The organism is Rhodococcus sp. Z13_19A (assembly GCF_058133575.1).
In genome coordinates, this window is record NZ_JBYUNN010000003.1 from 490,235 (window position 1) to 510,133 (window position 19,899).

A 19,899-nucleotide genomic window follows, 5' to 3' on the forward strand; every position below is an offset into this window, starting at 1 on the left:
GTGCCCTCATGAACCTCCTCGGCCTCGTCACGCTGCCTGTTCGTGTCACCGTCGCCGCCACCCAGGTGACGCTCGGCCTCGGCCAGCTGGCCGCCGCCGAGGGACCGCTGCGCCGCAAGGGTGGCTACGCCGACCAGGTGACCGCGGTGTTCGGCGCAGGCGGGGTGGCCGAGCAGCTGGCGCGGGTGCTGCAGGACCCCCAGGGTCCGCTGAGCGCGCTGACCAAGCTGGCGGAGGCGCTGGAGGAGGACCGTCCGCTGGGCAAGGCCATCGCCCCGGGCGGGCCGCTGGAGCGGATCGTCGAGGAGGGCGTGCTGGAGCGCTTCGCCAGCCGCGGCGGGCCGATGGACCGGCTGCTGGCCGAGGGGGGCGCGCTGGAGCGGGTGCTGGCCCCCGGCGGACCGCTGGACCGGCTGCTGGTGGAGGGCGGCGCGCTTGACCGCATCACCCAGACCGGCGGTGCGCTGGAGCTGCTGCTGTCCCCCGGCGGTCCGCTGGACCGGCTGCTGGCCGAGAACGGCGCGCTCGACCGCATCACCCACGAGAACGGGCTGCTGGAGCTGCTGCTGCGCGAGCAGGGGCTGGCCGACCGGCTGCTGGCCGAGGACGGCTTCGTGGAGAAGCTCACCGCCGACGGCGGCACCCTGGACCAGCTGCTGCACCTGGGCGACGTGCTCAAGGACCTGCAGCAGTCGGTGCTGGTGCTCAACCGGGCCGTGGAGCCGCTGGGCGAGCTGGCCAACCGGGTGCCCAACAGCCTGCTGCGGCGCAAGGGCGCTGGGCCCAACCCGCAGATCATCAACCAGTAGCTCAGCCTCCGTGGGCCGACCGCATGACGTCGTCCGGCGGGGCGGCGGTGGTGGTGGTGGCGCCGGCGCGCGGGCCGGGCACGTTGCGGAAGCGGAACGGCTCGCTGGTACGCCCGGGCTGGATGTACCAGCACTGCGCGCTCTCCCCGCTGGCCAGGACCGCCTCGACGGTGTCCACCACGTCGTCGGCGGTGAGCAGCGGGAAGCCGGCGTCGGTGAAGGCGGAGCGCTGCCCGGCGATGAGCGGGGTGTCGGCGAAGCCCGGGCAGATCGCGTTGACGGCGATGCCCTCCCCCGCCAGCTGCGCACCCACCGAGCGGACGTAGCCCACCACCGCGTGCTTGGTGAGCGTGTACACCGGGTCGCCCGGGATGGCCACCAGGCCGGCCAGCGAGGCGGTGGCCACCACCTGTCCCCCGCCGGCGCGGCGCAGCGCGGGCACCACGGCACAGGTGCCGAAGACCACGGCGTCCAGGTTCACCCCGACCACCGCCCGGTAGCGGGCCAGGTCGAAGGTGTCGTCGGAGGCGGACTGGCCGCCGATCACGCCGGCGTTGAGGAACGCGACGTCGAGGCGGCCGAAGCGCTCCTCGGTCTCGGCCACCATCCGGGTGGCGGTGTCCGGGTCGCTGACGTCGCCGACGACGGCCAGGCCACCGAGCTCGTCGGCCAGGGCGGTGACGGCGTCGGCACTGCGGTCGACCAGGGCCACCTGCGCGCCCTGGGCCACCAGCCGGCGGGCGGCGGTGGCGCCGAAGCCGGAGGCCCCGCCGGTGATCAGGACGGTCTTGCCGGCGACATTCATCGGACTCCTCAAAGGGGCTGGCTCAGCAGGTGCGGAGGAACTGGTCGAGCACGCGGGTGCCGAACTTCAGGGCAGACACCGGAACCCGCTCGTCGATGCCGTGGAACAGCGCAGCGAAGTCCAGCTCGGGGGGCAGCTGCAGCGGGGCGAAGCCGAAGCAGCGGATGCCCAGCTTGTCGAAGGCCTTGGCGTCGGTGCCGCCGGAGAGCATGTAGGGCACCAGTCGGGCGTGCGGGTCCTGGGCGAGCAGAGCGGCGTTCATGGCGTCCACCAGCTCGCCGTCGAAGGTGGTCTCGTAGGGCTCCAGGGCGGTCACCCACTCGCGCTCGATGTCCGGGCCCAGCAGGGCGTCCACCTCGGCCTCGAAGGCGGCGCGGCGGCCGGGCAGGACGCGGCAGTCCACCACGGCCTCGGCGGTGGCCGGGATGACGTTGGCCTTGTAGCCGGCCTGCAGCATCGTGGGGTTGGCGGTGTCGCGCAGGGTGGCCCCGACGATGCGGGCGATGGAGCCCAGCTTGGCCAGGGTGCCGTCCAGGTCCGGTGAGTCGGCGTCGAAGTCCAGGCCGGTCTCCTCCCCTGCGGCGGTGAGGAACTCGCGGACGCTGTCGGTCATCACCAGCGGGAAGGTGTGGTTGCCCAACCTGGCGACGGCCTCGGCCAGCCGGGTGACGGCGTTGTCGGAGTGCAGGAAGGAGCCGTGGCCGGGGGTGGCGGTGGCGCGCAGCCGCATCCAGGCGATGCCCTTCTCCGCGGTCTCCAGTAGGTACAGGCGGCGCTCGGCACCGTCGGGGCGGGCCACGGTGAGGGAGAAGCCGCCCACCTCGCCCACGGCCTCGGTGACGCCGGCGAACAGGTCGGGGCGGTGCTCCACCAGCCAGTGCGAGCCCCACTTGCCGCCGGCCTCCTCGTCGGCCAGGAAGGCGAAGACGACGTCGCGCGGGGGTACGACGCCCTCGGCCTTGAACTGGCGGGCGACGGCCAGCGTCATGGCCACCATGTCCTTCATGTCCACCGCGCCCCGGCCCCAGACGTAGCCGTCCTTGACCGCGCCGGAGAAGGGGTGCACCGACCACTCGCCGGGCTCGGCGGGCACGACGTCGAGGTGGCCGTGCATGAGCAGGGCGCCGCGGGCGGGGTCGGCGCCGGGCAGCCGGCAAAAGACGTTGGCGCGGCCGGGCATGCCCGACTCCACGTAGGTGGTCTCGTAGCCGACCTCCTCCAGCTGGGCGATCACCCAGCGGGCGGCCTCCTCCTCGCCCACCACGGTGGCGGGGTCGCCGGTGTTGGTGGTGTCGATGCGGATCAGCTGGCTGGTGAGCTCGACGACCTCAGCCTCAGCCCTGGACTCGGTGCTCGTGTCATCACTGGGGGCCACCGGGTCTTCCTACCACTCGGGTGGTGCCACAGGGCCTTCGGACCGGGACGGCGCAAGGTCGTCACCCGCTGACCACCCGGTTTGGGAAGCGCACACCGCGTCGGCTAACCTAGCCCAGCGCAGGCAAGCATGCTGCTGTGCGCATGTCCGAGTGGCGGAATGGCAGACGCGCTAGCTTGAGGTGCTAGTGCCCTATTAACGGGCGTGGGGGTTCAAGTCCCCCCTCGGACACCCAGAACACGAACAGCCCCGGTCTCCACGGCCGGGGCTTTCTTGCGTCTAGGTCGTCTTCCTCAGAGGTGAGCGTCCGGCGATGGACTGCACCTCCGGCGAGCTGCGGCCCGCGCAGGGTCGCCGACGACAACGAGCTCCAGCTCATCATCTGTCCTTGGCACGTCGCTTTGGCGCGCGCAAAGCCTGGTTGAAGCGGATGTGCGGCTGAAGCAGCTGATCGTGGGCGGCAATGCCGGTGACGATGAGCGTCAGTGGCCAAGCAGTGTGCAGAGGTGCTGGCATGCACTCTCCGCAGTCGCTGGATGACGGTGGTCGCCGACCGGTGGCCACCAGGGCGGCCGCCTGCGCTGAGCAAGCCCATCACGTCAGGCCTCCGGCTGTTGCCGCCGCTGGGGGGAACTCCAGAGGCCCTGGCCGCACCACGAACTGAAGGCCGACATGACCGACCCACGACAGCTGCGGATCACCGGGATGGTCGACAGGTATGCCGGGGACGAGAACAGCACAGGCCTCGCCTGGGCACGGACGCTCGCGCTCAGCGAGCTTGTCCTGGACCGGCTCACCGGAGACCGCGAGGACGCAGGAGTTCAGATCCTCCAGAACCAGCTACGGCTCGCGGCGATCGTCACCTTCTCCTCCGGCGCTGGCCTCGACGTCGCCGCTGCTCATCACGACCGACTGGCAGCGGACCTCGACGCCGTGTGTCCAACCTTCACGCCGGGCACGCTCCGCGGCGCCGTCCTCGCTCACCGGCTGGCCGCAGAGATCTGCCGCGGCGACTTCACTCGGCTGCGGTCGTTTGCTTCCCACCGCAAGGACGGCAAGGACTACACCGCCGCTCTTCGGCTGCCGCCCGTCTGAACCCCAGTTTCCCCCCGTCTAACCGCAGTCTCACCAGCCGATCGGGCACCGGACGACGGCGCACCCCGACTGCCCCCGAGATTGGCAACGTGCCCGTGTCCGATAGATAGTTTGGTTCAGGGACGGTGCCTCATGTGAGACAGCCGTCATGACCTCCTCGAGGCTCGTTTGCTGTGCGCGCGTATCGACCGGCGCCCAGGAACTCACAGCGCAGCGGGTCGCCCCGAGGGTCCTCGCCGCCGCCTCCAGTCTGGAGCCCGGCGTCACCGTGCTGGCACTGTTCCCTCGCGTTCGTTGCCGGCGTCAATCCCCTTCGCGCGCCAACCCACCAGGCAGCCGCAGTTCCGGACCAGGCTTCCGGCCACCCGAGGCCGAACCTGTCGTCGTCTGAGTCGCTGGCCTCAGCGGCCAGCTCGAGGAGTACGTCGTCTCGTGTGGACCGGTGTGGGTGGTGAGCACGACGATGAAGTCGCCGAGGTCTCGCGCAGTAGTCGGGGTAGGTGCGGTGGTCGAAGATGTCCATGACAGGGATGAGGGCGGAGCGTTGCCAACATCCAAGCCGCACCTCGCGTTTCTCAGTTGCTGTTCAGAGGCATCATGGTCTGTCCACGCCTGGCGACTACCTGATGTGGGACCCCGGAACTGACCACAGCTGGACTGTCGAAGAACACTCTCTCGTCGTCACCTTCCGCGTCTTATCGTAGGCGCCTGAGTGCTTCGCGGAGCTCCGGATTCGGGTGAGCGTTCGGCAAGACCTGTTGGAGGTCGGCCAGGGCCTGCTCGGCGGTGACTCCCCTTCGGCGCATTCCGTACAGCGCGGCGACGGCGGGCGTCCGACTGTGCGCCTGGACGCAGTGGAGGTAGACCGTCCGGCCCTCGGCGCGGAGAGCCTCGACCGCGCGGACGGCATCAAGCAGCAAGAAGTCGATGTGCGCGTTCGCGCCGACCTCGTCGATGAGCCGCGACTCCACGACGACGACGTCTGCGGAGGGCAGCGGATCGACTCGACACAGCGAGACGACGGCGTCGACCTCCGGCGGCAGCTGGTCGAGCCCTGCGACTCCGCCGAGCAGCACACCGCCGTCGTACGGGTGCCGGCCGAGGACGCCGACGCGCGGGTAGGCGCGGTAGCCGAAGTCAAACCCGTCCGGGGCGCCGCGACGCTCGATCCGTCCGGCGAGCACGATCAGGTCGCGGGCGCCGAGGCCCGGCCAGCCGTGCAGCACGCGGCGCCACTCCCATGGCACCGCGGACGCTCCGTACGCCGCGCCGAGCAGGCCACCGGCGATGGCAGCAACGGTGTCGGCGTCCCGTCCACCACGAACGGCGGCCTGCAGCGCGAGCCGAAGATGGTCGGCTCGCATCTCCGGGACCGGGGTCGTGGCGATCGCGCACCACGCTGCCTGGAATGCCTCGACGACCCAGCCGTTGTGGGTGAAGCTCCCCGGCGTCGAGCGTTCGGCGACCTCGATGCGGGCACTCCACACCGTGGCGCGCTCCGGTGTGAGGGATGCAAGCCCGACGCGGACGTCCAGCTCGCCGGTCAGCACGGCGTGCCGGATGGCCAGGCACCAGAGCATGCACGCCTCGGCCGCCTCGGGATCGAAGTGCGTGAGGGTGCTCAGGGACGTCGCCGCCTCGATCAGGCCGGCCTCATCGTCGAGGTAGGCGAGGGCGACCGGGGCGGTGCGCATGAGCGAACCGTTGCCGCCGGAACGTCCAGTGCGGTGGTGCAGCTCCTTAGCCGCCTCGCGTGCCGCAGCCGAGCCGCTGGACGACCCGACGTCGGAGAGCACCGCCCGGGTCTGGATGCCGACGTCCTTCGCCCCGAGCGACCACTCGTACCAGCGCGCCACGATGCGGTCCTGGGTCGCCTGGGTCCGCAGGTCGAGACCCTCGGCCGCGACCTCGGCGATGGCGATCGCCATCGCAGTGTCGTCGGTCCACTCACCGACATCCCACCCGCCGCCACCGGTCATCTCGACGGGGACGGTCGCCGGCTGGGGCGGTCCGAACTCGAACGGAGCGCCGAGGGCGTCACCGGCGGCAGTGGCCAACAGGATTCCGACCGCGCGGTCGCGGCGGATCGCGGAGCTCGTCATGCCGTCACCGCCGACAGGTGCGCCAGTCCGGGCCCGACGGTGAGCGCCCGCAGCGTCACCCGGTCGGTGCGACCGGTCCACGCCTCGGTTGACGCATCCGAAGGCAGATCCGGGTCCCAGCTCATCGCCTCGACAGCGCGGGCGAAGCGACGCGCCCGACGTGCGGGCACCGGCACGGGCGGACCCGCAAGGCTTGCCTCGAGCAGGGCGGCATCGAGGATGCCCGCCAGGTGCGCCTTCAGCGCGGTGCAGCTGCCGAAGAGCTCCAACGCGGTCGGCTGCCCACCGACCCCGACGATGACGCCGTTCTGGCCGGCAATCAGCCGCGGTGGTTCCAGCGGGAGGACGCGGTCGAGGTGGTCAGCGAGCGATCCGCTCGCCGTCGCACCGCTGGCCTCGTAGCGCTGAACGCTGTCCCAGACACGCTGCTGCCGGCCGTCGTCCTGGCCGCGCAGCGCGGACTGCACCGACGCAGTGGCCCGCCGACTGCGGCGTCCGTGCAGGGTGTCGCCGCCCCACCGGTGCTGCTCGACGCAGGCGACCTCGACCGCCGCGCGCTGACCGGCGGCCACGATCACGTCGCGAACGACGGTGCGGGTCTGCCAACCGCCCTCGAGGAGCTCGCCCTCGAGCAGGAGCACAGCCTTGTCGCCGCAGTTGTAGACCGACAGCCGTCCCACGTTCGGTCCGGTCGTCAGCTCGGACACTTCGAGCTGCGCGGCGGGCCCGGTACGCAGTCCGCTCACCGGTGGGGCGTCGGCCCAGACCGGGAACAGCGTGACCGGTCCGAACGCGAGCGCTTGACCGACGTGCAGTGCAGGGATCTTCATCATCGCGATCCTCTTTCCATAGTTAGTTCGCTGACTTCTGCGCAAAAGATAAACCGAGGGTACGACAACTTTGCAAGTTTGGAGCGAATTTCCGCTAAACTCGGCTGGTGGCTAGCTACCGAGACAGCAGCGGACGCAGCTTGTCCGACTACCCGCGCCCGTCGGTTGCGGTCGACGCCGCGCTCCTCACGATCGACGGGGACGCTGGCCTGAGCGTGCTTCAAGTGCGACGCGACGAGGGACGCGGCTGGGCACTACCCGGGACCTTTCTGCACGAGGGTGAGCGTCTGATCGACGCGGTGCTGCGCGGGCTGCAGGTCAAGGCCGGCGTCGAGGGTGTGCGTCCGCGCCAGCTGCAGGTGTTTGACGACCCGCAGCGAGACGACCGCGGCTGGGTGCTCTCGGTCGCCCACGTCGTGGTCGTCCCGGTTGAGCGACTGGATGCGCGCCTGCCCGACACCCGCCTAGTGCCGGTCGACTCACCTGGGCGGATGCCCTACGGCCACGGCGAGATGATCGCGCTAGCGGCTGAGGATGCCCGCCGGCGTTATCGCGAGCTGCCCGATCCTGACGGATTGCTGCCCGAGGAGTTCACCATCCTCAACCTGCGCCGCGTCCACGCTGCCGTCGCCGGCCACGAGCTGCAGAAGGACACCTTTCGGCGGGCGATGGACCCACACCTCATCGGAACAGGCGAGATGACCCGCGGTACGCGCGGCCGACCGGCCGAGCTGTTCCGACGCGCCTGAACCATGGTGAGGACCGGCTCTTCTGCCGAATGAAGGCAGCTGCTTCGTACTGTCCGGTTTCCGGCTGCGGGCTGCACCCACCGATGAACGACTCCCACACCAAGTGGATCAGGTGTCGGGGTCCGGCCACCGACCAGAGGCCGACGGCAGTCTCGTAAAGGACTTCAGGCCGGCGACCATCTCCCCTGGTAGGCAGCGATAACACGTCGGGGCCCGCAGGCTGTCCGGGTCCCTGATGGAGTCGTCCTTGAGTCAGGTGATGACCCGGCGGTCGTGCCCTGACCGCGCTCCTTGTGTTTCCCGAATCCGTTTACTCAGGCACTCGTGGGCTGATCGATCGCGGCCTCGTAGAACGGATCCACCAGGATGGCGTTCCACGCCTTGACGACGGGGCGGCCGAGCTGCTCGCCGACCCACACGCTCTCCACCTGTCCCTCATCGAGGGCGGGGATGCGGCCTTCGCGGAACGGGTAGTAGTTCGAGGTGTCCAGCAGGACGGCACCGGCCGGCAGCTGGTCCACGAGCGGCCGGATGTCCGGGATGCGGATGAGCGGGATGGACACAATCAGTGCCTCGACGTCGGAAACGGCGTCGTGCGCGCGGACGGCCCGTCCGCCCGAGGCGGTCACCTCGGCCGGGATGGTCTCCGGACCGCGGGAGTTGGCCACCTTCACCTCGTGCCCGCCAGCGGTGAGTCGTTGCGCCAGGGTGGCGCCGACGTTGCCGACGCCGAGGATGCCGATCTGCATGGTGTGCTCCTGTGATGTGGTGATCAGGTAGGTCAGGTCAGGTCAGGTCAGGAGCGGTCGCCTCGGCGGGCACCGATGACCGGCCCACGAAGAGGGTGCCGACGACCGCGCCGAGGCCGATGACTGCCGCGGTGACGAAGGCGGCCTGTCCCGCGGACTCGGCCTGGGCGAGGGTCAGCGTGCCGGCGCCCGCGGCGTCGGAGCCGATGGTGTAAGCGGAGATCAGCACGGCCCCGCCCGCGGCACCGGCAAGCTGCTGGATCGTCGTGAAGGCCGCGGTGCCGTGCGGGTAGAGATCGGCGCGCAACCCCGCCAGCGCCGTCGTCGTCATCGGCGCCCACATCAGGGCCTGGGAAGCGGACATGACCAGGTAGGCCACCAGGGCCGTCCCGACGGCGGTGTCCTCGTCCACGGTGCTGAGGAACCACAGCGATGCCGTCCAGACGAGCGCGCCGGGAATCGCCAGTGGTCGGGGGCCGACGCGGTCGTACACGCGCCCGCCCAGGGCCGAGACGAGCGAGATGGCCGCACCGCCCGGCACCAGGAACAGGCCGAGGGACAGCGTGCTCAGGCCGAGGACGCTGGTCAGGATCAAGGGCAGCACGATCAGGCTGCCGAAGCCGATCATCGCGATCACGAGCATCACCAGCAGCGCTAGCGTGAACGAGCGCGACCGGAAGACGCGCATGTCCAGCAGGGCGTTGCTCGACCGCTGCAGGGTGACTTGGCGCAGGACGAAGGCCGCGATGCCGGCCAGCCCCACCGCGATCGGGACGTAAGGGGCGACGGGTGCGTGACCCGAGACCGACTCGCCGATCGACGCCAGCCCGTAGACCAGTGCGCCGAAGCCGACGGCGGAGAGCACCAGGGACAGCACGTCGAGAGTGACGGGCTCCGGGGTGGTGATGTTCCGGAGCTTGAGCGCCCCGAGCCCCAGCGCGAGAACGGCGACCGGCAGCATGAGGATGAAGAGCCACCGCCAGCTCAGCGCCGACAGCACCACTCCCGACAACGCGGGGCCGACCGCCGGCGCCACGGCCGGCACGGCCGTGACGATCGCCATCACCGCGCCGCGCCGGGCGACGGGGACCAGACGCATGGCGGTGGTCATCAGCAGAGGAAGGAAGACAGCGGTACCAGCCGCCTGGATGATCCGGCCGGCGAACAGGACGCCGAATCCCGGAGCGGCGGCAGCTATCGCCGTCCCCACCGTGAACAGCGACATCGCGCCCAGGAAGATCGTGCGCAGGTGCCACCGCCGCATCACGAACCCGGTGGCCGGGATGAGCACCGCCAGCGTCAGCAGGTAGCCGGTGGTCAGCCACTGACCGGTGGTGGGGGTGATGCCGAGGTCAGTGATCAGGGTCGGCAGCGCGACCCCGAGCATCATCTCGTTGAGCAGGACGGTGAACGTCGAGGCCATGAGCAGGCCGATGACGAGAGCGCTCCCCGGGGGGAGCCGGTCGCCGGGGTGGGTCTGCGGTGCGGGCGCTGCGAGGGCAGGTGCCGGTGATTCCTGGATGTCCACGCGATGTGTCTCCGTCCTTCTTGGTGGAGCCGGGTCAGCTCGACGCGTGCGCCGCTCCGGCGAGTCGCGGATCCAGTCCGTACTGGGCGGGAGCGCCGAGGTGGTCGCGCAGGGTGGCGCCCTCGTAGTCGTGGTGGAACAGGCCCCGCTCCTGGAGCAGCGGGACGACCTGGTCGACGAAGGCCTCGATTCCGTCGGCGTAGACGTCGATCGCCAGGGAGAAGCCGTCGCAGGCCCCGGCCTCGAACCACTCCTGCATGTGGTCGGCGACGTCGGCGGCCGTGCCGGGCACGACCGGGTGGTAGTCGATGACGCCGTGGGCGAGGACGTCGCGCAGCGTCCAGCCCTCGCGGGCGACCTCCAGAGCGTGCGGCGAGCGCGGGTCCCCCGGGCTGGGTCGCGCGGCGGCGAGCTGCTGCGGGGTGAGCGGCTCGTCGATCTGGTTGGGCGTCAGGCGCAGCCCGAGCATGGCGCCGAGATAGGTCACCCGCTGGTCGAGGTCGACGACCTCGTCCAGCTGCCGGCGCCGGTCCAGGGCGGCCCGCCGGGACGGCGCGATGCTGGGCATGAAACCGGCGAACAGCTTGACCTCGTCGGGATCGCGGCCGACGCTCTCGGCGGCCGCCCGCAGCGCCGCGCGGTGCGCCTGGCCCTCCTCGATCGTGAACGGGTTGGCGTACACACCGCTGGCGTAGCGCGCGGCCACCTCGAGCCCGTTGCTTCCCCCGCCGGCCTGAAAGATGACCGGCTGCCCCTGCTCCGACGGGGGGATGGGCAGCGGGCCGCGGGAGGAGACGTGACGCCCCTGCAGGTTCACCGGCTGGATCTGGCTGGTGTCGGCGAACCGCCGGCCGGCGACGTCACGGACCCAGGCGTCGGGCCCCCAGCTCCCCCACAGCGCCTGGACGATCTGGATGACCTCGTGGAGGCGTTCGTACTTCCCGGCGCGGGGCGGGAGCGTCACGCCGTAGTTCGCGGCCGCAGCTGGGAGCGAGGTCGGGACGGCGTTCCAGCCGGCGCGACCGTGGCTGGCCACGTCCAGCGCCTTGAACTGGCGGGCGATCGTGTACGGCTCGTTCAGCGTCGTGGAGGCCGTCGCCACCAGGCCGATGCGCTCGGTGGCCCGCGCCATCGTGGTCAGGACCACCAGCGGGTCGATGGCGTGGTTCGGCACGCCCCGCTCGATGTCGTTCTCGAGCGCCGGCGTGTCGGCCAGGAAGACCAGCTGGATCTTCCCCCGCTCCGCCACCTGCACGTGCCGCGCGAAGACGTCCATGTCGGTGTAGCTCGACGGGTCGACTCCGGGCATGCGCCAGGAGCCGGGCTGGGAGCCGTAGCCGTTGGCCATCTGGATGGCCAGGAGCATCTGCGGGGTGGGCATGATCGGTCCTCTGCGATAAGGTGGAGAGCGTCTCCGCTTGACTTCACCGAAGATACGGAGACAGTCTCCGCATTGTCAACGAGGGGTGGTCCGACGTGTCCGAGGCGACAGCAGCCCGCGAGCGCAGGCCCCGGACGGACGCCCAGCGGAACAGGACGCACATCCTCGACGTGGCCGAGCAGTACTTCGCCGAGCACGGGATCACCGGATCCCTCGACGCCATCGCCAAGCGGGCCGGCGTGGGCGCCGGGACCCTCTACCGACACTTCCCGAACCGGGAAGCGCTGCTCGACGCACTGCTCAGAGCACGTGCGGAAGAGCTGGTGTCGCGTCGTGAGGCGATCCGCGAGGAGGTGCACGACTCCACCGAGGCCCTGTCTCAGTGGCTGGAGGCGCTCGGGAACTGGGCCACCGCGTTCGACGGACTGCCAGAGCCGCTGCGGGTGGCCCTGTCCGAGGACACGAGCCCGCTGGCCCTCACCTGCCACGGCTTCGTCACGACCACCGACGAGTTCCTCGCCGCAGCGCAGCAGGACGGCGGCGCGCGGCCGGAGGTACGCGGCAGGGACCTGTTCCTCGCCGTGCTCGCGACGAGCTGGGTGGGCGGAGCGGCCATGGCCGACGAGTCCTCGAGCGCGGCCCTCAATGCCATGATGAGGGGCGGCTGGGAGCTGCCCCGGCCCTGCTCCGCCTAGCGGATCGCCTCGTAGGGCGCGCGGCACCGCGTTTTCGGCAGCAGGCGGGTGCCGTCAAGCTCGCCTGCCCCGAGCCAGCAGCCGGTACGTGCGCGCCAGGCCTCGGGCGGTACCGATGCCGGTCGAGCTCGATGATGACGTCGAGATGCAAACCCGGGCGCAACCCGGCTGGCTGTCGTCGGCACCGGCTAGCGTCACGGAGTGACTACGGGGCGCCAGCTGATGGAACAGGCCCTGCGGGAACCGATGCAGGCGATCGGCTGGCGGCCCCGGGCAGCCGGGTGGTTCACCCGCTCGATTGCTCCCGAGTACACCGGTGTCCTCGCCGCCAGCGTCGCCTCGAGGTACGCAGCAGCCGGCACGGGGCACGCCACGTTGTTCGTCCACCTGCGCCGTGACGACGTGCAGCCGGTGGTCCGCGAGCTCCTCCAGAGCACCTACAAGGACGGCGGCTACCGCTCGACCAGCGCCGTCACCAGCATCGGCTACCTGATGCCCGCACCGACCTGGCGGAGCTGGTTGGTGACACCGGAGACGGCGGCCCCGGTCGCCGCCGAGCTGGCCGCCGCGACCCGCGACCACGCCGAGCCCTACCTGGAGCGGCTCGCGGCCGATCCCGAGCGCGTGCTGCAGGCGGTGAAGGCCTCCGGGACGCTCACGGCCTCGGCGGCGGGCCCGTGCACGGTCGCGGTCCTGCTCGCCCGCCTGGGAAGACCGGACGAGGGCTGGGCCTACATGCAGCAACACCTGGACTCGATCAGCGCGCGGACTGACCCTGCCGCCCAAGACACTCGCCAGATGGCCGACCGCCTGCGCCACTGGCTCGACCAGCTGCCGCGGTAGCCCTCACCCGAGTGATGCACCGAGGCGACGTCAGGTCAGGGCAGGCGTGACCCGACGAGGAAGAGCTGGAGGAATCGGAGGGCCTGGCCGAGCGCGTAGCTGAACGGGTCGGTCGACGGGGCGACGGTGATCGGTGCGGCGCCGCGAGATGCCGCGTGCGTGTCGTCCCCGCTGTAGGTGGCCTCGATGACGACTTCCCCAGCGCGGTCAAAGGGGCGCTCGGGGATGCAGTAGGAGAGACCGTTGACCACCGGCTGAAATCCGCAACCGAGAATGGGCGCACCGTCTGCGGTGAAGGCCACCCGGCCGCCACCACCGTTGGCGATCGCGACGGTGATCAAGGAACCGAGATTGCCCACCGAGGCGTTCACCGAAGGCTGGACCGTGGTGGTGGTGGGCGTCGTCGAACCCGCCTGGGTCAGCCTGACCAGCGCGGGTCCCACTGTCGCGACCTGCACGCCGGCGGCGTCGCTGGCCAGGGCGGCCGGACTGGGCACTCCTGGGCTGCCCACCACCGTGTTGGTGTCGAGGTCGAACACCCCGACCACCCCGTTGCGCTCAGCGGCGTACCCGGTGCGACTCGTCGCGTCGATGCTCACCCCGATCGGGTCTCCGGGGACGGTGATGGTCGCCGACCGGGCCCGGGACGCCACGTCAAACACCTCGATCCCGCCCGCCGCGAACGACGCGGTGAGAAAGTTCGGGACGACGGTCCCCCGCCGCACGACGTAGGCCCGGCCCGTGGTGTCGTCGACCGCAACCGAGTCCAGCAACCCGCGAATCGCGGTGTCCTCGGCGGGAAGGTCGACGAATCGACTCACGTCGACGAAACCGACGTAGGAGAACTCGCCACTGGTGCTGACGCCGGGGAAGGTGAGCACGGCCGCTCCGGTGCGCTCGTCGATGTCGACGTCACCTGCCTCGCTCTCCCGCAGCGTCGCGGTGGGCAGCAGGCTCGCCGGGTCGAGGCGGCGCAGCTGGTCGCCGACCAGGACGTAGGGAGCTCCGTCCCGGCCGTCCACCGCCACCGCCCGTGCGCCGCCGGCGAAGTCCGAGCCCGGCGGGACGGGAACCTGCTGCAGCACCACGCCCGTGGAGGCGTCGACCACCGTGATCGAGCTGGGCGCACCGTCGTTTCCGGGGGACGTGACGTAGACGCGGTTGCGGGCCTCGTCGACGGCGACGTCTGAGGCACCGCCGGCCAGCGGCACGCTCGCGCGCACCCCTGGGGGGTTACCGTCGACCACGGTGAGCACCCCGGGCCCGGTCCCGTCGCCGCTGGACACCGCGACGTAGGTGGTTCCGGTGGTGCGGTGCACGGCCACCGCGCGCGGCTGCCCCGCATCGTCAAGCACCGTGCGCTGCGCGGTGTACGCAGGAGCAGCCGGCGCCGCTGAGGCGACCGGAGCGGCGGTGAGCGCCGTCACCGCGGCGAGTGCGCCAGCACTCAGCAGGACTCGGGAACGGGCGGATCGAGAACCAATCATGGGACATCCTCACTGACCAGCGACCAACGTCGGCACCGACAGGGCTCTGCCTGCGCAGGGGGCTACCCACAACCCCACCGCCAGCACGACGAACGTCAACCACGACCAGCTCCTGGACCCACGCGTCCTGTCCCGGCGGTTCACCGCCGAAACTAGCAGGCCAGAGCACTGTTGTCACGTGTGTCAGCAAAGGCTGCCTGGTCGACGGGACCCACTCTGCAGGAGCCTCGGGCCTGGTTCTTGCCGGCCCGGAGGGCTGGCAACGATCCGGTCAAGAACGGGTCCAGCGGCGGTAGCCGGTGGCCCCGCCGGGAGCCGTTCGCTCCCAGTGGGACGCCATGGTTGCGGTCTCACCCAGCTGCACGACGGCCCGCCAGCGGTAGGTGGTGGGCCAGCGCCGGAACACGGGCACGAGGGTGGTCACCAGACGCATCAGCCACGGCAGGGGCCCTGGCCGCCACCGCTGCGTCACGTCCAGGCCCAGGGCCACTTGGTCGCCGCGGCGCTGCGCCAACCACGCACCACCCGTCACGCGGGCGCCGTCGACGGACACGTGCCAGTGCCCCGTCGCAGCCGCGCCGTCGGCTAGGGCGCGGACGTCGGGCAGTGCCGGGTCGAGGTCGACGCGGGCGCGGTGTCCACCGTGCTCGGCACCGACGGCCGTGATTCCCGACCGGTCGGGTGTCAGCTCCACGCGCTGCCCAGCCTTCCCAGGAGGCAGCGGGCCGTCCTGGCCGCGATTGACCCCGACGGCGCACAGCGGCGCGGCGTACTTGATGAGGTGCCTGCGATGCAGGCGCGCTCCCGGCAGTCGTCCCGTGGAGACCTGGTGCCCACCGATCCGGATGGTCGGCGGAGTGCTGGTGACGCGAACCAGGTCAAACCGGCCCAGCCACACGAGCAACAGCGCCGTTGGTCGGTCGACTCCCGCGCTGACCGGTGCGAGCAGCTGCGCCCGGCGACGCCGCCGACCGTCGCGGTCGTCCACCCGGACCTCGACCTCGCGTCCTTCCACGTCGGTGAACCGCACCTCAGCAACGACGCCGTCCTCGGCGACCTCCAGTCGCGCGACGGAGAACTCCGTCTCACCCCAGTGCCCGATCCCTCCGCCGATCTCGTAGCCGGCCGGGTCCACCCGAAGGCCCGGCTCGAGGTAGTAGTCCACGCGCCGGTCGGCCCGCCGAGACAAGAAGGCCAGCATGCCTGTGCCGTGCAGGTCGTCGTCGAACCACTGCAGCTCGAGGCCGTCGTAGGTCGGATCGTCCGACAGCTCGACGTTCAAGAAGCGGGCGATCGGCGACACCTCGAGCGAGAAGGGGCACGGCGGAGCCGCACTCGTGCACGAGTCGTCCTGGTGGTGCAGCTCTCCGGCGCTGATGGACATCTCCCCCCGCGGGCCCGTGCCGACCACCCAACCACCCCCGGGGCGACGGCGCCGAACCGTTCCTCGCTGGGCCCGACCCGTGGCACCGGCTCGTCCTCAGGTCGCAGGTGGCACGATGCCCAGTGCAGCGGCGGGAGCACCGGGCCCCACCCCTCGGCTCAGGGATGTCTGACAGTGACCACCAGCGACGAGCAGACCTCCACCACGCCACCCACCGGCGACGGCGGAGCAGGTGCGCTAGACATCTGCGCGTCGCTGCAGCAGCTGTTCGCCGACCTCGTCGCCGAGCCTGGCGACCAGCCGCTCGTCGGCAGGCAGCTGGAGAAGGAGCTGCTGCGCCGCGCCCGAGTACCTGGCGACGGACACCTCGCCCGCGAGGTGGTCAACCACCTGCTGCGCACCACCAGCTCCGCCAAGGGCCGCGGCGACACTGCGACGCGGGTAGACGCGCTGCTGCAGTCGACCCGGGTCAGCACCACGGTGCTTGCCCAAGCGTTCGGCCCCCAGTGGGCGGAGGTCGTGGCGTTCGTGCGCCGCGCCGGGGTGCTCACCGCAGACGAGACGCAGCAGATCGCGGCGGCGTCCCGGCAGAACGCCGTGGTGCCGCACCCGACGATCGCGGTCGCCGAGCGTGCTGAGCGCGCCTACGCCACCAGGCGGGTGGCCGAGGCGGCGCTGAACGCCTCCGACGACGCCCTCTCCGCCGCGAACGGTGGCGGTGGTGAGCGGATGATGTCGCTCTTTCGTGGGTGGAGCCCGGGGCGGGACATCGAGGGCGCTGCGCGAGCCCTGGCGCTGCGAGACCTGCGGGGGAAGTTTGGCTTCTTTCAGGACCTCTACGACGAGATGACCTGGGCGTGGCGCGAGGTCGTGGGCCCCTTGCACCCGGACGACCCCGAGCTGCCCACGCGCGCCAGCCGCGCCACCGACTGAGACCAGCGAAGACGGGGAAGCGAGGTCCTCGGCCGCGACGTGGTCCGCAAGTCGGTCATGCCCGAGGAGCACCTGGCCGCCCTCACCGAGGCGGGCGTCCCCGAGCCACTGGCCGCGATGGTGGTCAGCGTGGACGCCGGGATCCGGGCCGGGATTTTGCCTTCCCGAACGGTGACCTCGCCCGCCTCCCGGGCCGCCCCACCACCCCGCTGGTCGAGGGGCTGCGGACCGTCGCCTGAGCGGCCCGACCCACCACGTGATCAGGTAGTGACGCGCACAGGTGCACTGCAGGCCTGTCGCGCAGACGGCGGATCGCCCGATCCGCGGAGCCCTCACTCGAGGGCCGTCACGCTCCGCCGCAGCTCTGCCATCGCCTCCGCAAGGCCCACTCGCGGCGCCCAGCCCCAGCCCCGTGCGCGGTCGGCCCGGAGCTGCCCGGTCCAGACCTGCTCGTCGGTCCACTCGGGCTCCACGCCCAACGCGTCGGTCACGGTGCCGAGGTAGTCCCGCCACGTCGCCGGCTCGCCCGCCACGATGACCGGCGTCACGCTCCCGTCCTCGGGGCCTCGCTCCGGGTCGTCGGAGGTCGCGACGGTGCCCGTGGCGACGTCCGCGATCAGGGCCGCCAGGTCGTCGACGTGCACCCAGGCCCAGGTCTTCGCCGGATTCGCTCGGCGTTCACCGTCTCGAACCTGTTGCGGGCGCAGCGTGTTCCACACGGACGTCTCACCCGCACCCAAGATCGCCGGCGGGCGGACCAGCACGGTCGTGAGCCCGGCGACCTGCGCCAGCGCGGCGTCGGCGGCGTTCTTGGTGTCGGGGTAGTCGCCGCTGCCCTCGGGCAGGAGTGCCCCGTCCTCGGCCACGTCCCCGACGCCCGCCGAGCGGTCGTAGACCCCAGCCGTCGACATGTGCACGAACCGGGCGACGCCGGCGTCCCGGGCAGCCCGAGCGAGCAACGCCGTCCCCTCGACCCCCACCCGGTGCTGCGCCTCCCGCGACGATCCCATCGGGTGGACCGTCGTGACTACCGCATCGGCACCCTGGACCACTGCCCGGGCCAGGCCCTCGTCGGCGAAGTCGCCGACGTGCTCGGTGACACCGGGGAGTGCAGGAGCACTGCCGGCACGGCGGACAACGGCGCGCACCTGTGCCTCCCGCTCGACGAGCCCCCGGCACACCGCGGCACCCACCAGTCCGTTCGCACCGGTCACCACGACGACAGAAGAGTTCTCAGCCATGTCATTCACACTGCCAGCGACACGGCGCCCGCTGCGCGGCGAACGACTGCCGGCGGCCAGGCGCCGACCCATCTGCTCGTGCACGGCCTGGATCGCCTGCAGGGGCCGCATCATGACGCGGAACTCCACGATCCGGCCCGTGTCGTCGCACCTGATGATGTCGACGCCGTTGACGTACTTGCCCTCCACGCTCGTCTCGAACTCGAGCACCGCGGTGTCGCCCGCGAGGACCTGCTTCGTGTACTGGAAGGCGCCGTCCGGCCCACCAGCCAGCGCGGCGGCCGCTGCCTCGAGGTACTGCGTCGTGACCGGCTTCCCGCGCTGCGGGGTGTAGACCACCGGCGAGTAGAAGACCACGTTATCGGCGAGCAGATCGTCGAGACCGCCGGGCAGCTCACCTAGCATGTACCGGTGCCAGCGGGCGATCACGTCGTCGATCACGGAGCCTCCTCGTCGTCGCTGCGGTGCGCGGCCGCGCCCCTCGGGGGTGATCCTGCGCCATGCGCGAGCCTCACCCGCATCCCGCACGGCGGACCCGCCCCGGTGCGCCGGTTCCTGCCCGACCTGACCGACCTAACCGACCTGATCTGGTAGCGCAAGGTCCACCCCGGGGCAGGTTTTCAACCTCGAGGTGCCGCTGGACGACGCCGCCGAGGGCTACCGGGCGATGGACGAGCGGCGCGCCATCAAGGTGCTGCTGTGGTCCTGACGTCAGTGACCCGGGCAGTGCACCGAGGCGACTGGATGGGAAAATTGAAACATGAACAGCGACAAGACCGTGGAGAACTTCATCGCCCAGGTGCCCAAGTGCGAGCTGCACCTGCACATCGAGGGCACCCTGGAGGGTGAGCTCGTGTTCGAGCTGGCCCGGCGCAACGGCATCGAGATGCCTTACGCCGACGCCGCGGAGATGAAGCGGGAGAACCCCTTCAACGACCTGACCAGCTTCCTGGTCGGCTACTACCGCAACATGCAGGTGCTGGTCACCGAGCAGGACTTCTACGACCTGGCCACGGCCTACTTCACCAAGGCCGCCTCGCAGAAGGTGCGCTACGTCGAGATCTTCTTCGACCCCCAGGCGCACACCTCCCGCGGCGTGGAGTTCAGCACCGTCGTCCGCGGGCTGCGCCGAGCCATCGTCGACGCGCGTCGCACGCTGGACCTGCACGCCGAGCTGATCATGTGCTTCCTCCGCGACTTCTCCGCCGAGTACGCGATGGCCACGCTCATGGAGTCGCTGCCGTACAAGGACTGGATCATCGGGGTGGGCCTGGACTCCGACGAGCGGGGCAACCCGCCGGTGAAGTTCGAGCAGGTCTTCGCCCGGGCCCGCGCCGAGGGCTACCTGCTGACCATGCACTGCGACGTCGACCAGCCCGGCACGCTCGACCACATCCGTCAGGCGCTGGACGTCATCGGCGTCGACCGGATCGACCACGGCGTGAACATCCTGGACGACCCCGCGCTGCTCGCCGAGGTTGTCGAGCGCGGCATCGGGCTCACCGTCTGCCCCATCTCCAACAGCTTCGTGCGTGGCTCCGTCTGGGAGGGCGCCACCAAGCGGCTCCTGGACGCGGGTGTGCAGGTGAGCGTGCACTCCGACGACCCCGCCTACTTCGACGGCTACGTCGGTGAGTGCCTGCTGCGCGTGCACGAGGAGACCCCGCTGACCATCGAGGAGGCGGCGACGTTGGCCCGCAACGCCTTCAAGACCGCGTGGCTGCCGGCGACGCTGCGGGCGCAGTTCCTCGCCGAGATCGACGCCGCGCTGCCGGCCTGACCTCCCGCCCTCCGCGCACCCGAACGGCGCTGCTGGCACCTGCCGGCGGCGCCGTTCGCCGTGGTCAGGCGTGCCCGGCCAGCAGCCCCAACCCGGCAGCAGCAGTCCCGCTG

At 71.1% G+C, this 19,899-nt stretch carries 17 protein-coding genes, 1 tRNA gene and 2 pseudogenes; 9 read left to right on the forward strand and 11 right to left on the reverse strand.

The window, feature by feature from the left end:
- Positions 1-8 precede the first annotated feature (8 nt).
- Positions 9-809: an ABC transporter gene (locus AC3YNX_RS13440; protein WP_489983239.1), complete on the forward strand. Its 801-nt coding sequence runs from the start codon at positions 9-11 to the stop codon at positions 807-809.
- 1 nt (position 810) lies between these two features.
- Here AC3YNX_RS13440 and AC3YNX_RS13445 read toward each other — a convergent pair whose 3' ends face one another.
- Both AC3YNX_RS13445 and AC3YNX_RS13450 read right to left on the reverse strand, forming a co-directional pair.
- Positions 811-1,614 carry an SDR family oxidoreductase gene (locus AC3YNX_RS13445; RefSeq protein WP_489995763.1) on the reverse strand — a complete coding sequence of 268 codons (804 nt, stop codon included), beginning with the start codon at positions 1,612-1,614 and terminating at the stop codon, positions 811-813.
- Between the two features lie 22 nt (positions 1,615-1,636).
- Positions 1,637-2,989, reverse strand: a complete 1,353-nt coding sequence (locus tag AC3YNX_RS13450; RefSeq protein ID WP_489995764.1) for a M20/M25/M40 family metallo-hydrolase — start codon at positions 2,987-2,989, stop codon at positions 1,637-1,639.
- A 145-nt stretch (positions 2,990-3,134) separates the two neighbouring features.
- On the opposite strand from AC3YNX_RS13450, the gene AC3YNX_RS13455 reads away from it, so the two are divergent.
- Together AC3YNX_RS13455 and AC3YNX_RS13460 are read left to right on the forward strand one after the other, a co-directional pair.
- Positions 3,135-3,220 (forward strand) — tRNA-Leu (locus tag AC3YNX_RS13455).
- Positions 3,221-3,661: 441 nt separating this feature from the next.
- The gene (locus AC3YNX_RS13460) at positions 3,662-4,084 is read left to right on the forward strand and encodes a hypothetical protein (RefSeq protein WP_489995765.1); all 423 of its coding nucleotides are present in this window, start codon (positions 3,662-3,664) and stop codon (positions 4,082-4,084) included.
- A gap of 695 nt (positions 4,085-4,779) precedes the next feature.
- On the opposite strand, the gene AC3YNX_RS13465 is transcribed toward AC3YNX_RS13460, so the two are convergent.
- The gene (locus tag AC3YNX_RS13465; RefSeq protein WP_489995766.1) at positions 4,780-6,186 is read right to left on the reverse strand and encodes an ADP-ribosylglycohydrolase family protein; all 1,407 of its coding nucleotides are present in this window, start codon (positions 6,184-6,186) and stop codon (positions 4,780-4,782) included.
- Positions 6,183-7,019, reverse strand: coding sequence for an ARPP-1 family domain-containing protein (locus AC3YNX_RS13470; protein WP_489995767.1), 837 nt, complete (start codon positions 7,017-7,019; stop codon positions 6,183-6,185). Before AC3YNX_RS13470 ends, AC3YNX_RS13465 begins: the two co-directional genes overlap by 4 nt.
- A 104-nt stretch (positions 7,020-7,123) precedes the next feature.
- Between AC3YNX_RS13470 and AC3YNX_RS13475 the strand changes: the two genes are divergently transcribed.
- Positions 7,124-7,765, forward strand: coding sequence for an NrtR DNA-binding winged helix domain-containing protein (locus AC3YNX_RS13475; protein WP_489995768.1), 642 nt, complete (start codon positions 7,124-7,126; stop codon positions 7,763-7,765).
- A 314-nt stretch (positions 7,766-8,079) separates the two neighbouring features.
- Here the strand turns inward: AC3YNX_RS13475 and AC3YNX_RS13480 are convergent, their stop codons facing one another.
- Genes AC3YNX_RS13480 through AC3YNX_RS13490 form a run of 3 tightly spaced genes read right to left on the reverse strand, consistent with a single transcriptional unit; the run spans position 8,080 to position 11,423 of the window.
- Positions 8,080-8,514, reverse strand: a complete 435-nt coding sequence (locus AC3YNX_RS13480) for an NADPH-dependent F420 reductase (RefSeq protein WP_489995769.1) — start codon at positions 8,512-8,514, stop codon at positions 8,080-8,082.
- A 37-nt stretch (positions 8,515-8,551) separates the two neighbouring features.
- Positions 8,552-10,042: a DHA2 family efflux MFS transporter permease subunit gene (locus tag AC3YNX_RS13485; RefSeq protein ID WP_489995770.1), complete on the reverse strand. Its 1,491-nt coding sequence runs from the start codon at positions 10,040-10,042 to the stop codon at positions 8,552-8,554.
- Positions 10,043-10,076: 34 nt separating this feature from the next.
- Entirely contained in the window at positions 10,077-11,423 is a 1,347-nt protein-coding gene (locus tag AC3YNX_RS13490; protein WP_489995771.1) for an NtaA/DmoA family FMN-dependent monooxygenase, read from the reverse strand.
- 170 nt (positions 11,424-11,593) lie between these two features.
- Between AC3YNX_RS13490 and AC3YNX_RS13495 the strand changes: the two genes are divergently transcribed.
- A complete protein-coding gene (locus AC3YNX_RS13495) occupies positions 11,594-12,118 on the forward strand; it encodes a TetR/AcrR family transcriptional regulator (RefSeq protein WP_489995772.1) in 525 nt (174 codons plus the stop codon).
- 201 nt (positions 12,119-12,319) lie between these two features.
- Positions 12,320-12,961, forward strand: coding sequence for a hypothetical protein (locus AC3YNX_RS13500; protein WP_489995773.1), 642 nt, complete (start codon positions 12,320-12,322; stop codon positions 12,959-12,961).
- A 35-nt stretch (positions 12,962-12,996) separates the two neighbouring features.
- Here the strand turns inward: AC3YNX_RS13500 and AC3YNX_RS13505 are convergent, their stop codons facing one another.
- Both AC3YNX_RS13505 and AC3YNX_RS13510 read right to left on the reverse strand, forming a co-directional pair.
- Positions 12,997-14,448 (reverse strand): YncE family protein, encoded by a 1,452-nt coding sequence (locus AC3YNX_RS13505; protein WP_489995774.1) that lies wholly within the window; start codon positions 14,446-14,448, stop codon positions 12,997-12,999.
- Between the two features lie 271 nt (positions 14,449-14,719).
- Positions 14,720-15,859, reverse strand: coding sequence for a hypothetical protein (locus AC3YNX_RS13510; protein ID WP_489983250.1), 1,140 nt, complete (start codon positions 15,857-15,859; stop codon positions 14,720-14,722).
- Between the two features lie 147 nt (positions 15,860-16,006).
- Between AC3YNX_RS13510 and AC3YNX_RS13515 the strand changes: the two genes are divergently transcribed.
- Complete coding sequence (locus AC3YNX_RS13515; RefSeq protein WP_489983251.1) at positions 16,007-16,765, forward strand: hypothetical protein; 759 nt, start codon at positions 16,007-16,009, stop codon at positions 16,763-16,765.
- A gap of 332 nt (positions 16,766-17,097) precedes the next feature.
- Here the strand turns inward: AC3YNX_RS13515 and AC3YNX_RS13520 are convergent, their stop codons facing one another.
- Together AC3YNX_RS13520 and AC3YNX_RS13525 are read right to left on the reverse strand one after the other, a co-directional pair.
- Positions 17,098-18,078 carry an NAD-dependent epimerase/dehydratase family protein gene (locus tag AC3YNX_RS13520; protein WP_489995948.1) on the reverse strand — a complete coding sequence of 327 codons (981 nt, stop codon included), beginning with the start codon at positions 18,076-18,078 and terminating at the stop codon, positions 17,098-17,100.
- Positions 18,061-18,411 (reverse strand): annotated as a pseudogene (locus AC3YNX_RS13525) (nuclear transport factor 2 family protein); the annotation flags it as partial. The gene AC3YNX_RS13520 and the pseudogene AC3YNX_RS13525, both read right to left, overlap by 18 nt.
- Before the next feature lie 120 nt (positions 18,412-18,531).
- Between AC3YNX_RS13525 and AC3YNX_RS13530 the strand changes: the two are divergent.
- Positions 18,532-18,715, forward strand: a pseudogene (locus tag AC3YNX_RS13530) (IMP dehydrogenase); the annotation flags it as partial.
- A gap of 51 nt (positions 18,716-18,766) precedes the next feature.
- Positions 18,767-19,786: an adenosine deaminase gene (add, locus tag AC3YNX_RS13535; protein ID WP_127782862.1), complete on the forward strand. Its 1,020-nt coding sequence runs from the start codon at positions 18,767-18,769 to the stop codon at positions 19,784-19,786.
- The last annotated feature ends 113 nt before the right edge of the window (positions 19,787-19,899 follow it).